This is a genomic window from Enterococcus sp. DIV0724b, from assembly GCF_050531475.1.
Taxonomy (GTDB): domain Bacteria; phylum Bacillota; class Bacilli; order Lactobacillales; family Enterococcaceae; genus Enterococcus_L; species Enterococcus_L haemoperoxidus.
In genome coordinates this window covers 2,792,422-2,806,997 of the sequence record NZ_CP172890.1, presented here as the reverse complement: position 1 = coordinate 2,806,997, position 14,576 = coordinate 2,792,422, and the positions used below count along the sequence as shown (strand labels likewise).

Here is a 14,576-nt window from a genome sequence, read left to right as displayed (position 1 = left end):
TGGGAGAAAAAGATGAATAGCGTTTTAAATATATTGATCGATATTGCAAGTACCCCAGCAATTTTGGTGGCGTTGATCGCGGTGCTTGGGTTAGGTTTGCAGAAAAAGCCGATTTCAGATGTTGTCCGTGGTGGAATCAAGACATTTGTAGGGTTTCTAGTCGTGACTGCTGGTGCGGGAGTGATCGAAGGGTCACTGGCACCGTTTGGTGAAATGTTCCAGCATGCGTTTAATATGCAAGGAGTAGTGCCAAATAATGAAGCAATCGTTGCTTTGGCTTTAACAAAATACGGGACATATACAGCACTTATTATGTTAGCAGGAATGGCGTTTAATATTTTGATTGCCCGTATTACAAAATTTAAATATATCTATCTAACGGGTCACGCGACACTTTATATGGCGTGTATGATCGCTGTGATCATGAGTGTGACCCAAATGAGTGCAGTGCCGTTAGTTTTAGTTGGTGGTTTGGCGTTAGGATTGGCTAATACGATTTTTCCAGCGATCGCTCAGCCATTTACCAAACAAATCACGAAAAATGATTCAGTGGCTTTAGGCCATACAGGAAACTTTGGCTATGCTCTAAGTGGGTTTATTGGTAAATATGTGGGCAATAAAGAAAAATCAACGGAAGATATCAATTTTCCAAAGGGCTTGTCGTTCTTACGTGATTCAACGGTTAGTATTACATTGACGATGGGAATTGTGTATACGATTGTGGCGTTGTTTGCAGGAAATGAGTTTATTTCAGAAAACCTTAGCAATGGGACCAATTATATTATTTATGCCTTACAACAAGCAGGGATGTTTGCAGCAGGTGTCTTTGTGATTTTAGCTGGTGTTCGTTTGATCTTAGCTGAAATTGTACCAGCGTTTAAAGGAATCTCAGAAAAATTAGTGCCGAATTCTATTCCAGCTTTGGACTGTCCAATTGTTTTTCCTTATGCGCCAAATGCTGTGTTGATCGGTTTCTTAACTAGTTTTGTTGGCGGAATCGTAAGCTTGTTTATAATGATCGCAACTGGTACGACTGTAATCATTCCAGGTGTGGTGCCACATTTCTTCTGTGGCGCGACGGCCGGTGTTTTCGGAAATGCTACAGGCGGTGTACGTGGCGCTGTTGTCGGTTCATTTATTCATGGCGTGATCATCAGTTTTATGCCGATTTTATTGATGCCAGTTATGGGTGATCTAGGCTTCCAAGGATCAACATTCTCCGATACAGATTATGGTGTGACGGGGATTTTTCTTGGGAAACTAGCAGATATGGGCGGTCAAATCGCAGTCGTTGCAGGAGTGTTGGCTGTGTTGGCGTTACTGATCGGTTTAACTGTTTTCGGCAAGAAAAAGACCACTGAAACGAAGGAGGCAGCATAATGGATACACAGAAGTTTGTGGATCAGATTCGTTTTTATACGATGAAGGAATTAGACAATCTAGGCTTTGGTCATTTTGGTGGAAGCTTATCTATTGTAGAAACATTAGCGGTTCTATATGGAAACGTCATGAATGTATCGCCAGAAAAGAAAAATAATCCAGACCGTGATTATTTTGTTCTGTCGAAAGGACATGCTGGACCTGCACTATATGCTACCTTATTTTTAAAAGGTTATTTTGATGAAGGATTTCTTTACAGTCTAAATCAAAATGGAACCAATCTCCCTTCACATCCTGATCGAATCAAAACACCTGGTGTAGATATGACCACAGGTTCACTTGGGCAAGGGATTTCCGCTGCAACAGGTATTGCAAAAGGCAATCAATTGTTAGGTAAAAGTAATTATACCTATGCGATCGTTGGAGATGGAGAATTAAATGAGGGTCAATGCTGGGAAGCCTTTCAATTTGCGGCGCATCAAAAGTTAGATCATTTGATTGTGTTGATCGATGATAACAAGAAGCAGTTAGATGGTTATACCACAGATATTTGTGATCCATTTGATTTTGTTGAAAAAATGCAGGCGTTTGGTTTTAGCAGTTGGCGGGTAGATGGCAGTGATGTTGATGCCATTGAAGCTGCAATCGATCAAGCAAAACAGGTAAAGGGAAAACCAACAGCAATCGTTTTAGATACTGTAAAAGGACAAGGCGTTCCTTATTTGGAGGAGTTAGTAGATAATCACCATATACGTCCAGATGAAGCAGACAAAGTAGCAATCAAAAAAGCCATTGTAACATTGGCTGGAAAAATCGAGGTGAATCCACAATGAAGGACTTAGAAATGCGGCAAGTTTATACAGAAACCATTTTAGCATTAGCAGAAAAAAATCAGAAAGTTGTCGCTTTAGAAGCAGACCTAGCGAGTTCGATGGGAACGAGCAAATTAAAAGAACAGCTAGGGGAACGCTATATAAATGTGGGAATTATGGAAGCAGAAGAAATGGGGGCAGCTGCTGGTTTGGCGGTTACTGGCTTCACACCATTTATCCATACCTTTGCGCCATTTGCGACTAGACGCTCATTCGATCAAGTGTTTCTTTCGTTAGGGTATGCTCAAAATCATGCAGTCATCGTTGGGACAGATCCTGGTGTCACAGCTGAAATGAATGGCGGAACGCATATGCCGTTTGAAGATGTTGCATTGATGCGGGTGATTCCAGGAAATAATATTTATGAAGTGTCAGATCCGTATCAGTTTAAAGCGATTTTAGAGTATGCGCATACGGCAAAAGGGTTGTTTTACATTCGGACGATACGCAAACAAGCAACATCACTTTATACTGGAGAAGAAGATTTTTCTAAAGGATACGTTAAACTGAAAGAAGGAACAGCTGGGACGATTTTTGCGAGTGGGATCATGGTAGAAGAAGCGCTTCAGGCAGCGGCCGATTTAGAGAAGTTGGGTATTTCAGTTCAAGTGATCGATTTGTTTAGAATCAAGCCGATGAATGAAGAAATCGTGATTGAAGCAGCTAAAATGGGTCCTATCGTAACCGCAGAAAATCATAATGTGATCGGTGGTTTAGGAAGTGCTGTAGCGGAAATCGTTACGGAAAATCATCCAGTAAAAATGAAACGGATTGGGGTCAAAGAGCAATTTGGTCAAGTGGGTAAACTAGAGTATTTGAAAGAAGCTTATGGATTGAAAGCAATTGATATTTCAAATGCGATAGTTGATTTATTGCATTAAGTGTTTTGAAGGAACGAAGAAATTAAGAAGTAACACTAAAAAGCCGTGCAAATTTTACATGACTTTTTTAGTGTTACTAATAATAGTAGATTTAAGGTATTAATTATTTTAATTTGAAAAGTGTTTCGACGGTTACGCCAAATACACGTGCTATTTCCAGTGCTAACTCTAAGGATGGATTGTATCTGTTGTTTTCTAAATGAAGGATAGTTTCCCTTCGAACACCAACTTTTTCCGCAAGTTCTCTTTGAGTCAGACCTTTTTCTTCTCTGTATTGTTTTAAAGTCGTTTCTATTTTTCCCATGAGTTATTTACCTGATAGTTCTAATGATCTAAAAGTTGAACCATGAAGGATTAGAATTACAGCGAGTATAAATGAAATTATAGCGGGTGAGAGATTGAGACCCATTGGAATAAAATAAACCACTATTCCAACTACGAGTAAAAATATCAAAATAAAGAAAAATGTTGTATTACTAGATTTATAAAAATTATTTAAGGCACGTTCATCAAGTTTTTCTTTATTAGTAAGGATGGTTACGACCATTATTAATAACAAGACTAGAATCATTAAACCTATTGCTAGGTTTTTTATAATTTCTGGGGTTGTTGGTGGCGTAATGAATAGAATTCCTAAGCTATAGAAAATCATTCCGCTCAAGAGTTCTATGGTATAGATTTTTCCAGTTAGATTCATTTTAGTTTTCATAATTAGTACATCCTTTCTGGTGATATATTTATAACTTAGTTATAAATATATCACCAGTTGTTTTAATAGTCAATAGAATCTTTTTCGATATAGTTAAACAATCATATTTCGTTTTTTATGTTATGATAAGCAAAAAAGTTATGCGTAGGAGAAGGATATGAAAAAGAACCAACCATCGAAATTTGACTGGTACCATAACCAATGGGGGAAACCCACACATGATGATCATTTACTTTTTATCTTGTTAACAGTAGGCACCTTCCAAGCTGGATTAAGTTGGAAAGCAGCAGCGGGGAAGCTGGATGTGTTTTTGAGAAACTTCCACAATATGGACATTCAAAAGGTGGCTGGTATGATGCCAGATGATGTGGAGAAAATCATGCAAGATCCCGAAATGATTCGCAACCCAAGAAAAATCAATGCGACGATTCAAAATGCTCAAGCGATTTTAGCTGTGCAAAAAGAATATGGCAGTTTTGCTGAATATATGTGGGATTTTGTTGGAGGTGTGCCTCGTTTGAATGTTTATGAAGAAGCATATGAGGTTCCAAATGTCACACCGTTATCTAAAATTGTAGCCAAAGATATGAAGAAACATGGTTTTACCTTTGTCGGACCCGTTGTGACGTATATGTTTATGAAAGCCAGTGGCATGATTCAAGATGAAGTGTTGAATCATGAGTCATGATAAGAAAGAGGTTGGACAGTAGTGTTTAATTCTGAGAACCAAGTAGGTACTGTACAACATTAAATCATACTTCGTTGTTATGTTTTACAGCAATAAGAAGGAATTCACGAAGATTGCCAAGTATCACAGTGAGCTTGTGAACTGCTGATACTTGGTACCTACTTGGTGATTTCTTTAATTTTTTATGAATTTCAAGTTATTTCAGAAAGAGTTACTTCTGCTCCTACCGTATAGTTAGAAGTGGCGAAGACGTGAGACGCAGAGTTATTTATGTCCTAGTAAATTTCTATTGTGGTAAGTAGTAATTATTAATGATTCATTTCATTTATAAGCTTTTTTAATTGCGACTTATTGATTAGATAGTCCTTGTCTTGTTTGATCAAATAACCTTCCTCCGTCATTTTTTTTAAGACATGTTTATAGTGCCTATAGCTAACACCAAGGTATTCTGCAATTTCGACGTGTTTTTCATGGTAAATCCCATTAATTTGGGCTTGTAAAATAATCTCTGCCAGCCGATACTTTAATTCATAGGATTGATTTCTAGAAAAATGCTCTACACGAATAAGGAGCTTTTCTCCGATATATTGGGCTATCTTCTTGAAAAAAATCCCCTCTGATTTTTGAATCTCCCTCATTGGTATAGCCAAACAAACTGTATTCCCTATTGCTAATACATCTTTAGGTATCTTCTCCGCTCCAACTACTGTTAAATCTCCAATAAAATCTCCAACTGTTAAAAATTGAAGTAAGTTTTTCTTCCCATTTTCGTGAGTAACATAGATTTTTGCTCTACCTTGTAGTAAAAAGAAAAGCTGGTCTAACGGTTGCGTTGCTTGCGTAATATATTCATTATTTTTATATTCTCTGATTTTAGCCATGTCTAGCATCTGATTTGAAAAATAGCGTTTAATGCTTTCTAAATCAGCTGTGCTTAATCCTTGATAAACTTGTAAACTAGTTTGTTTCATTTTTTCACCTCAATAATAGGAGATATCTCCTATTATCATAGCACACTTCTCGTTTATACTAAAAAGGTAAGGAATCAAGATTAAAGGAGTGTTTCTCATGAATAACATCATTAAAACGTTTATTTTTTATGTCTTCAGTGCTTTTGGTATCAGTCTAACCATTAAAGCCAGTATTGGGGTAAGTAGCTTCAATTCCATGAATGTCGCATTAGCTGAAGTCCTTTCTATTAAAGTTGGCACTATTACAACTGCGACTAATTTAGGCTTTCTTTTATTGTGCCTGTTTCTTTCTAAGAAAAATATCTTGAAAGACTATCTACTCATGTTCAGTGCGCTTATTTGCTTTGGCATTGTTATTAATTTTTTCCTCTACGATATTCTTGCTAGCTTTACCATTAGTACTTACTTCTTAAATGTTAGTCTCTTTATTTTAGGAACAATTATTGCTGGTTTTGGAACTGGACAGGTGTTAGCGATTGGTGTTCTTAAATTTCCCATCGAAAAATTTTGCGAATTAATGGCTGCTAGAACCGTTCATTCATTTGCTTGGTATCGTTATGGACTTGATATTTTCTTCGTGCTTACTTCACTCACACTATCATTTTTATTTCATTTTCCGATTTTAATTAGAGAAGGGACCTTACTAAGTTTGTTGCTATTATCTGGCATTATTGCTTGGTCAAAAAACTTAAGCTTAAATAACAAAAAAGAGTTGGGACCAGAAGCGTAGCGCCACCCCCAAAAAAGTTAGAGCGAATAGAAAATCAATTGGTGGGCTGAAGTCGTCAGTATACTGTATTTAGTCCAGCCAATTTTTCTTAACTCGATAACTAATTCATCTAAATATCTTTATTATATAGTAAGTAGTCTTGATCAAAGTGAACTAGTTTTTTTGAAAAAGATGAAGCACATTTTTCATGTTTAGTTGAGATTGTTCGAAAAAAGCTTGATCGTTTTCTTTGATTTCATAATCACTATGAAGTTCATCAAAAATAGGAGTTGATAGTTGGAACAATGTCAAAAAGCCCATTCATTGTCCTAATAAGTGCTTGGAACATCAGTCGTTATCAAAGGTTTCATATAATAGGAATAGCGTTGTAGATAAGGATCTATATCATTTTTAGCAGGTGCAATCGTTATGTAATAAAGAATACACGCTGATGGAACAAGAACAGCTTTTTCAAAGCTCTGGCAAATTACCTCATTAAGAATGAAAACAACTTGTGGAGGATACATAGAACCTACACAGGTTGTTTTTTTAAAGATATTTAGTTAGGTTGATTCCACTAATTTATTCAAAGATTCCTCAGTATCGACCAATAAGGTTCCAAAATTCTGATAAACCACACCGAATATCTCTGAGCAAGCTTCTATCTCTCTAGTGGTTCTTACTTTCTTAGTATCAAGAAAATGAAACATAAAATGCAATGCTTCATGCCATGATTTTAGCTCACACAAAGTAGCTTTTACTGACAAAATCTCCTGATAAGTGATTGTGTTAGATTCCTGTGATTGTCCCATGTCTACATTCTCCTAGTCTAAAGTTGATTAAAAACCCAACTAGATAGACAAATAAAAAACGATCAGACCCGCGCCTCATCGTTTTCAATAGACACAACCACAGCAAATTTGTCGACACAATCCAAAAGAATTTCTCACATAAGGTAGAAATCTGCACTGAAATTGGGTACAATAAAATATGCTGGTACTTTGGTATCGGCTATCGGCAACTTGTATTGGCAGTGGATGCTGTCTTTACAGGGCCTCATAATTTTGGTTCCCGCCAAAATTGTGAGGTGCCGTTTTTTTATTTTCTATCAGGTTGTTGTTACAAAATAGGATAGCAAAAAAAATAGATATCGGGAAAATATCCCAATACCTGTTCATCAATAGTATGAACTAACTTTACTATTTCACTTCTCATCAAATAAAACACGACAAAAAAGAAGCGGTCAATGACACTTGTTTTTTGTACAATGAAAGAAGCTAGTTGTAATGCTAGCGACTATTGGCGACTTGTTTGGGCAGTGGATGCTGACTTTACAAGGACTTCAAGTATAAGGTTCCCGCCAGATACTTGAGGTGCCAATGGTTATTTATATGTGATGGCGCTTTGCGAACTTTTACTAGTTCGTAAAGCTTTTTTCGTTGCTATCCTATACCAATAAGTATAAAGAACTTAACATGAATGGTCAATACGAACAAGGGAGAAAAATAGTTGATTTAAGTAAATTGAATGGTTAGCCATTGTGGGTGTGCTAGATAATTAATTATGAAGCAAAAATTTCGATGAAATCGACAACAAAAAATCATAATTATAAACACGGAAATATTCAATAAGAAGTAAAAATGAATGGCATAATATAATCAATATCTATTCAAAAAAGACCTGATGCAAAACTTCCAGAAGTTACGAGCTATTTCCCAGTTGTTAAAATGTTAGACGGTGATGAATTAATCATTTATTAAAAACTATACATACTGATTCCGCATTATTAACAGGTATGTGAAGGGAACAAAAACAAGTAGTATACCCAACATTACCAACATCGTGCGAATGTATTCTTTATAGTTTTAGCAGTAAGTAGGATTTTACAATATGTTATGATGTCATTGATTTAAAATTATTCCCTTGAACTTATTCAACATTGAAAATAACGCCAATCCAACGTTTAACTGTTGTATTTGACGTTACAATTCAGATGGACAGACTAGTTTGGTTAATTTAAATTATCTTAGTGAAATAAAAATCAACCATAAATTTTTTTTAGTGAAACTTTTATTCAAATTTTGAAGTCTAATAAGTGAAGGAGAAAATATTTAGTCTATGTTTTCTTAGAAATGGAAGGTGTATAAATGAAGAATAATGATTCAAGAATATTTTTAATTAAAAGAGCTAAAAATGGTGATGCAGAGGCATTTATCCAACTTTGTAAACTATATCAGGATGTTTTATATAACTCAGCATACAGAATACTCTTAAATGATGAAGATGTTGCTGATTGCCTGCAAGAAACAGAAATTAGAGCATGGGCAAACATTAAAAAGCTAAAAAATGAATTAGTTTTTAATACGTGGCTATTTCAAATAATGATTAATGTTGCAAAAACTATGTTAAAAAAAAGAGAGGATATCGTCCCACTAGAACATGAAAATATTATAGACACAGGGAATTCACCTTTTGAACTAAAAAATGAATTGAGTACTCTACCAGAGATTTATAGAATCCCTATAGTATTATATTATTATGCAGGATTTAGCATAGAAGAAATTTCTAAAGAATTAAAAGTACCAAAAAATACTATAAAAACAAGGTTAGCACGTGGAAGAAAACAATTAAAAAAGATATTAGGAGGAAGCTTTAATGAGTAAAAAGGATATTGATTTGATAAAAAAAGAAATGAAAATTCCATCAGAAGTACTGGCGAAATTAGAAAAAAACAGACAAAATATTTTAGATGGAAAAATTCATCAAAAAAAGAATCTAACCAAAGAAATAATAATTTTTGCAAGTGTTATTGCCTCAATAATTGCTCTTGTATCATTTAATCCTCAAGTAAATACAGCAATAAAAAGTTTGTTAGGAATTAGTCAAGATCAAGGAATTGAAACTGTAGAAAATGAAGGGATCTCTACAAAGACACAATTATCTAGTACCAAAAATGATTTAGAAATTACACTTACTAAGTTTGTTGCTACGGAAAAAAAATATGCTTTTGATTATCAATTTGAAATCAAGGATGATAAGTTAACAGAATTACTGGAGAAAGAAATCAAGAGTGGAAATAACAGACAATTTATTCGATTTCAATTGTTTAGTAATGGTAATCAAGAAGAATTAAATGATAGCGAAGGTGTCAAATCTACTTTTCGTAAAGAAGGTAACATGTTTTACGGGTCTGTAATTTCTACTTTTACTACTAACAAGATACCCAAAGATGCTAAATTAACTTTAGTTATTAATAGTTTAGAATGGCAAGATCGAGATGTTTTGGAGGCAGCAAAAAAAGGAGCGCAAGCGGATCCAGAAAGTAAATACTTTACTGTAGATCCAGCTTTAAAGTATTCGGGAGATTGGTGTTTTGAAGTTAATACAGAACTTTTAACTCAAACTGCTATCCCAAAAATCAGCAATAGCAATAACATTACTAATATCATCGCTTCTAGTGATGCCTTACAAACAACGGTTACTTTTGTTGCTAAAGGAGCTCAATTTGAAGACTATTATTCAGAAATTGAAAGATTATATGATGAGAGATATGCTACTACTATTTATAAAAATGGTATCGAAAGTAATGATCAATTTTTAATGGAAACTTGGGATCCTACTACTGGTGAGTTTGAAATAGTGTTTAATTTAAGTGCGTTAGATAAACAATCTAGCTACAAACTTGAAGTGAATCAAATCGACGACACAGGAAAGGCTATTAAGGCAGTTGGATCATTTGAAATAGATAATAAATGAATTTAAGATTTTTCTTGAGAGTTGTAAAGTAAACTATAATTTCAAGTGCATTGACACGGGACTTCGAGATATGTTATTCTGTTAATAAGAAATATATAAAGGAGTTTTTGTATGAAAAAGATATTTTTGGGAATTGGAGTATGTTTGTTTTGTAGTATTATTTTAAGTGAAAATGCATCAGCTGCTTCATTTGAATCGATGAAAGAGAACGTAAACAACGGAGAAGGGCTAGTATATAATCCGATTTCAGAAGGCTTCATGACTGAAGAAAGCTCTAAGGAGTATGTAGAGATTATTGAAAAAAAATTGCTTGAAAATCAGGAAGAAGCAAAAGAGGATATCTTACCAGAAGTAATGGAGGAGACTTATGTAGAGACTCAAGATTTAGAAGTAATAGATTCAGAAACGTCACCTGAACCACCTGCTGATATGAGTAGACGTGCTAGCAAACCAACTGCTGTAAGATATTTAGACGAAATTCCTATGAGTTCAGGCTCAAATATTTTTTCAGGAAGTGGATGGAGATACAGTGGATACTATTTCAGGTTCAGGAACATAAAGGCTAATCCTTATTATGCAGTTGCTGTTTCTGGAGACTCTTTTTACTTTCATGGCATTTATGGAGGGAAAGATCCTGTTTACCCCGGATACACTTATTATTTTGATTCGACAAAACCTGGAGTAAATTACCCTGCTTATTTTTCAACATACAATCCTGTATATGGTAGTAGATACTATATATGGTAGTATTTATTAAACCATATTAAGTTTATTAGTTTTTGGCTTTGTAAATAATGTTTTTTAAGATTTTTTTATCAAATTAGTCTTTTTTCAATATCTATGTTGAATTATTTTAAAATACTTAATTGATTAAATAGAGTAGAAAAGAACAAATCAAGAAATTGATTTGTTCTTTTCTACGTTTAACTATGTTCGCCCAAAACGAGCAAAATGATTCTTGTCTGCCCGCTTTTTATTTTGGCTCTTTATCAACTAATATTGGTAAAGAAAATCCAAAGAATTAAAATGAGTATTATGAAGTTACTCATCTAAACTCTTACAACTCTTCACCATTACTCTTAATCACTTGCTGATACCAATCAAACGACTTCTTCTTAGAACGCTCTAAAGTCCCTTGTCCTTCATTATCCTTATCCACATAGATAAAACCATACCGTTTCTTCATCTCACCAGTTCCCGCAGAAACCAAATCAATAAAGCCCCAAGGCGTATAACCAATCAACGGAATCCCATCAAATTCAACAGCTTCTTTCATCATCTCAATATGAGCTTTCAAATAATCAATCCGATATTGGTCATTGATCGTGCCATCTGCTTCAATTTCATCAATGGCACCAAAGCCATTTTCCACAATAAACAACGGCAATTCATAACGCTCATTAAACCAGTTCATGGCATAACGCAAGCCTAACGGATCAATTTGCCAACCCCAGTCAGAGGCTTCTACATAAGGGTTCTTTACTAAATCTTTCGACTCATCATAATCAAAAGCAGGGCCTTTTTCATGATCTTTGATCGCAAACGACATATAGTAGCTAAAACCGATATAATCCACACAACCATGGGTTAAATCAGTCAAATCCTGTTCCGTAATATCTAAATCAAAGCCTTTACGCGCCAAATAATTTTCCATAAAGCTAGGATAATGACCGCGAACATGAACATCCGTAAACCAGTACCGTTTTTGCATGGCACTGACTGACATCATCATATCTTTTGGATCACAAGAATACGGATAGATTGGACACATGGCAATCATACAACCAATTTGAAAATCTGGATTGATTTCATGGCCGATTTTTACCGCTTGGGCACTCGCTACTAATTCATAGTGAGCCGCTTGATACATGATTTTTTCACGATCTTCGCCTTCTTGGTATTTGATACCAGAGTTGGTAAAAGGAGCAAAGTCTTCAGCGTAATTCGCTTGGTTATTGATTTCATTGAAGGTCATCCAATATCTAACTTTATCTTTATAACGATCAAAACAAACACGGGCAAACTTCGCAAAGAAATCGATCATTTTACGATTACGCCAACCACCATACTCGGTGACTAAATGATACGGCATTTCAAAATGAGATAAAGTGATTACAGGTTCGATCCCATATTTTAAACATTCATCAAACAAATCATCATAAAACTGTAATCCTTCTTCATTCGGTTCTGCTTCGTCACCATTGGGGAAAATCCGGGTCCAAGCAATCGATGTTCGGAAACAATTTAGCCCAAGGTCTGCGAATAATTTTACATCTTCTTTATAATGATGGTAAAAATCGATGGCTTCATGGTTGGGGTAATTTTCCCCCTGCAACACACCATCTGTAATTCTTCTAGGAACACCGTGAGCGCCAACCGTCATCACATCAGCAACACTAACACCTTTACCACCTTGGTCCCAACCACCTTCTAATTGATGAGCGGCAACTGCACCACCCCAAAGGAAATTTTCTCTTAAAATTGACATGTGATCTACTCCTTACAACCTTACTATTTTTTTGACGAAATACTTTATTATCCCTGCACAGCTAGGAGGAATCATTTGAACGGAATCAGCTGTGCAGGAATGTTTAAGTCAGTTTAGAACGGATTTTTTTTAAGCTTCTGCTTCAATTTCTTCTAAGACTTCTTCTGTAATGGGTTGATTTGTTTCTTGTGCATAATTGATTGCATCCATTTTTCTAGCAAATGGTAAGTAGATGAAGAAACCTAACGTTAAGACAAATGCTTGTAGTAACGCTGCTTGCCAACCTCCGACTAATAATCCGGAAATGATTGGAGGCGTTGTCCAAGGGACTTGAACCGCTGTAAATAGTGGAACTAAACCAGTATAGAGTGCAAAATACGTAATAACAGATGAAACAACAGGTGTTAAGATAAACGGAATCGCCATAATTGGGTTCATAACGATCGGTGTCGCAAAAGTAATTGGTTCATTGATATTGAATACAGCAGGACCAATCGATAAACGACCTAATTGTTTGAACTGCGCAGATTTAGCAAAGAATACCATGTAAACCACTAATCCGAGTGTCATACCAGCACCAGTCACCGTTAAAAATTGATCTAAAAATTGTTGTGTTACGATATGACCACCGTTGGCAACAGTCAACTCTTTACCAGCTTTTAAAATATCTGTGTTTTCTAAAGAGTTCGCTTGTAAGATCGGGCCCATGATTCCGCCAACAATCGTTGAACCGTGAACACCAAAGAACCAGAATAGGGGAACTAAGAAACCAAGGACTAAGGCGCCGCCTAATGAGTCTGTTACACCTTGAAGTGGAGATTGTAAAACATCGTAAATGAAATCAAAGAACGTTGTGTTAAAGACTTTATCAAAGAAAATATAAACAAACATTGCGCCAGTAATTAAAGCTGCCGCTGGAATCAAGGCTGTAAAGGAGTTCGCAACATTTTCGGGAACTGCTTCAGGTAATTTGATCCGAATATCATGACGTAAGAACCAGCTGTATACCCAACCAACAATTAACCCAACGATAATTGCTGTGATCATTCCTTTACCGGCAGTCCAATCTTTATTGATAACATTGCCGATTGTTACACCGCTGTCTAAATCAGTAACACCAGGTGCCATAAATAATATAAAGACAACGAGTGAAATCATTCCAGCAGGTAATCCTTCAAAGCCTTCTGTTTTAACATAAGAATAAGCAATCCCAATAACAGCAAAGATAGACATGATCGCAAAAGAGGCACCATACGCCTGATTAAAGTAAACAACTAAACCACTGTCAGTGATCCATTTTGCCACAGATTCAATTGGTAAATTGGCTAATAATAGAAAAATCGAACCGACGATCGTAAATGGCATCGTGTATAACATACCATTTCTTAATGCTGTAATCGCTTTAGTATTAACGAATTTTAACACGGGTGGTAGAACTTTTTCATTGATCCATTCATTCATTCTAAACCTCTCCTTTGGCTAACTAAAGTAACGGAAAATAAGTGCTTGTAGTAGTATTTCAATAGAACGGCCGCTAAGATTTTTTTCTAATGAATACGTTTACAATTTTACTATAAAAGAATTTTTGCGTATTTTAAATAGGGTAAGCTTGTTCAGAAACATGTACCGTGTAAAAAAACAAATCAATCAAAATACGACCTTGAAATAAATCAAACAGCAATTTACTTCAAGGTCGTATGTTTATTTACTAACTGCAGGTAGTTTTAAGATGATTTTTTTATTTTCAAAATCAAGTAGTTGAATATTGTTTGTTCCACCGATCTCATATTCAGGTGATTGGTAAAGCTCGCCATAACTTGCGCCGATAAAGTTATCAATATCTGCCAAAGTTTCCCAAGGTCCTGTGAATACGGCGTAATCGCCAGTTTGTAGTGTAAAGGTACGATTTCCTTCGCTATCTTCAACAAAATATTTGTACGTACCATTGCTTTCATCAGGGTCATTGATAATGATTGCTCGGATACTTTTTTTGTCAGTAGGCAAAATCTCTAGTTTTTGGTTATTCACTTCAGCAAAATCTTCTGGTGTTTTAGGAATAGCAAATTTGTACTGTTTTCCAGTGATTACTTCGTTGTCCAAATGCTCGATGTTAAAAGACATG

General features: G+C 35.4%; 15 protein-coding genes. 8 read left to right on the top strand and 7 right to left on the bottom strand.

Annotation, left to right across the window (positions count from 1 at the left end; genetic code table 11):
- Positions 1–12: 12 nt before the first annotated feature.
- From IGJ02_RS13030 to IGJ02_RS13020, 3 genes are read left to right on the top strand one after another with little or no spacing between them, the layout of a single operon-like run.
- On the top strand, positions 13–1,380 hold the full coding sequence (locus tag IGJ02_RS13030; RefSeq protein WP_430602280.1) for a PTS ascorbate transporter subunit IIC: 1,368 nt from the start codon (positions 13–15) through the stop codon (positions 1,378–1,380).
- The gene (locus IGJ02_RS13025) at positions 1,380–2,213 is read left to right on the top strand and encodes a transketolase (RefSeq protein WP_430602279.1); all 834 of its coding nucleotides are present in this window, start codon (positions 1,380–1,382) and stop codon (positions 2,211–2,213) included. Before IGJ02_RS13030 ends, IGJ02_RS13025 begins: the two co-directional genes overlap by 1 nt.
- A complete protein-coding gene (locus IGJ02_RS13020) occupies positions 2,210–3,133 on the top strand; it encodes a transketolase family protein (protein ID WP_430602278.1) in 924 nt (307 codons plus the stop codon). Before IGJ02_RS13025 ends, IGJ02_RS13020 begins: the two co-directional genes overlap by 4 nt.
- Before the next feature lie 103 nt (positions 3,134–3,236).
- Here the strand turns inward: IGJ02_RS13020 and IGJ02_RS13015 are convergent, their stop codons facing one another.
- Complete coding sequence (locus tag IGJ02_RS13015) at positions 3,237–3,437, bottom strand: helix-turn-helix transcriptional regulator (RefSeq protein ID WP_430602277.1); 201 nt, start codon at positions 3,435–3,437, stop codon at positions 3,237–3,239.
- Positions 3,438–3,440: 3 nt separating this feature from the next.
- Positions 3,441–3,842, bottom strand: coding sequence for a hypothetical protein (locus IGJ02_RS13010; RefSeq protein ID WP_430602276.1), 402 nt, complete (start codon positions 3,840–3,842; stop codon positions 3,441–3,443).
- Between the two features lie 157 nt (positions 3,843–3,999).
- Here IGJ02_RS13010 and IGJ02_RS13005 point away from each other — a divergent pair, with 157 nt between their 5' ends.
- Positions 4,000–4,530 (top strand): DNA-3-methyladenine glycosylase I, encoded by a 531-nt coding sequence (locus tag IGJ02_RS13005; RefSeq protein ID WP_430602275.1) that lies wholly within the window; start codon positions 4,000–4,002, stop codon positions 4,528–4,530.
- Between the two features lie 308 nt (positions 4,531–4,838).
- Here IGJ02_RS13005 and yeiL read toward each other — a convergent pair whose 3' ends face one another.
- The gene (gene yeiL / locus IGJ02_RS13000) at positions 4,839–5,501 is read right to left on the bottom strand and encodes a transcriptional regulator YeiL (protein ID WP_430602273.1); all 663 of its coding nucleotides are present in this window, start codon (positions 5,499–5,501) and stop codon (positions 4,839–4,841) included.
- A 97-nt stretch (positions 5,502–5,598) separates the two neighbouring features.
- Between yeiL and IGJ02_RS12995 the strand changes: the two genes are divergently transcribed.
- Positions 5,599–6,231 (top strand): hypothetical protein, encoded by a 633-nt coding sequence (locus IGJ02_RS12995; RefSeq protein ID WP_430602271.1) that lies wholly within the window; start codon positions 5,599–5,601, stop codon positions 6,229–6,231.
- Between the two features lie 542 nt (positions 6,232–6,773).
- Here the strand turns inward: IGJ02_RS12995 and IGJ02_RS12990 are convergent.
- Positions 6,774–7,022 (bottom strand): hypothetical protein, encoded by a 249-nt coding sequence (locus IGJ02_RS12990; RefSeq protein WP_430602270.1) that lies wholly within the window; start codon positions 7,020–7,022, stop codon positions 6,774–6,776.
- Between the two features lie 1,335 nt (positions 7,023–8,357).
- Here IGJ02_RS12990 and IGJ02_RS12985 point away from each other — a divergent pair.
- The 3 genes from IGJ02_RS12985 (at position 8,358) to IGJ02_RS12975 (ending at position 10,713) form a co-directional block, all read left to right on the top strand.
- Complete coding sequence (locus IGJ02_RS12985; RefSeq protein ID WP_430602269.1) at positions 8,358–8,873, top strand: RNA polymerase sigma factor; 516 nt, start codon at positions 8,358–8,360, stop codon at positions 8,871–8,873.
- The gene (locus IGJ02_RS12980; protein WP_430602267.1) at positions 8,866–9,966 is read left to right on the top strand and encodes a hypothetical protein; all 1,101 of its coding nucleotides are present in this window, start codon (positions 8,866–8,868) and stop codon (positions 9,964–9,966) included. Before IGJ02_RS12985 ends, IGJ02_RS12980 begins: the two co-directional genes overlap by 8 nt.
- A gap of 111 nt (positions 9,967–10,077) precedes the next feature.
- Positions 10,078–10,713 (top strand): hypothetical protein, encoded by a 636-nt coding sequence (locus tag IGJ02_RS12975; protein ID WP_430602266.1) that lies wholly within the window; start codon positions 10,078–10,080, stop codon positions 10,711–10,713.
- 310 nt (positions 10,714–11,023) lie between these two features.
- Here IGJ02_RS12975 and IGJ02_RS12970 read toward each other — a convergent pair whose 3' ends face one another.
- The 3 genes from IGJ02_RS12970 to IGJ02_RS12960 all read right to left on the bottom strand — a co-directional run bounded on the left by IGJ02_RS12970 (position 11,024) and on the right by IGJ02_RS12960 (position 14,575).
- Entirely contained in the window at positions 11,024–12,454 is a 1,431-nt protein-coding gene (locus IGJ02_RS12970; protein ID WP_430602265.1) for a 6-phospho-beta-glucosidase, read from the bottom strand.
- A gap of 129 nt (positions 12,455–12,583) precedes the next feature.
- Positions 12,584–13,915 (bottom strand): PTS sugar transporter subunit IIC, encoded by a 1,332-nt coding sequence (locus tag IGJ02_RS12965; protein WP_010762764.1) that lies wholly within the window; start codon positions 13,913–13,915, stop codon positions 12,584–12,586.
- Between the two features lie 240 nt (positions 13,916–14,155).
- Positions 14,156–14,575, bottom strand: a complete 420-nt coding sequence (locus tag IGJ02_RS12960) for an effector binding domain-containing protein (RefSeq protein ID WP_430602264.1) — start codon at positions 14,573–14,575, stop codon at positions 14,156–14,158.
- Position 14,576 lies beyond the last annotated feature (1 nt).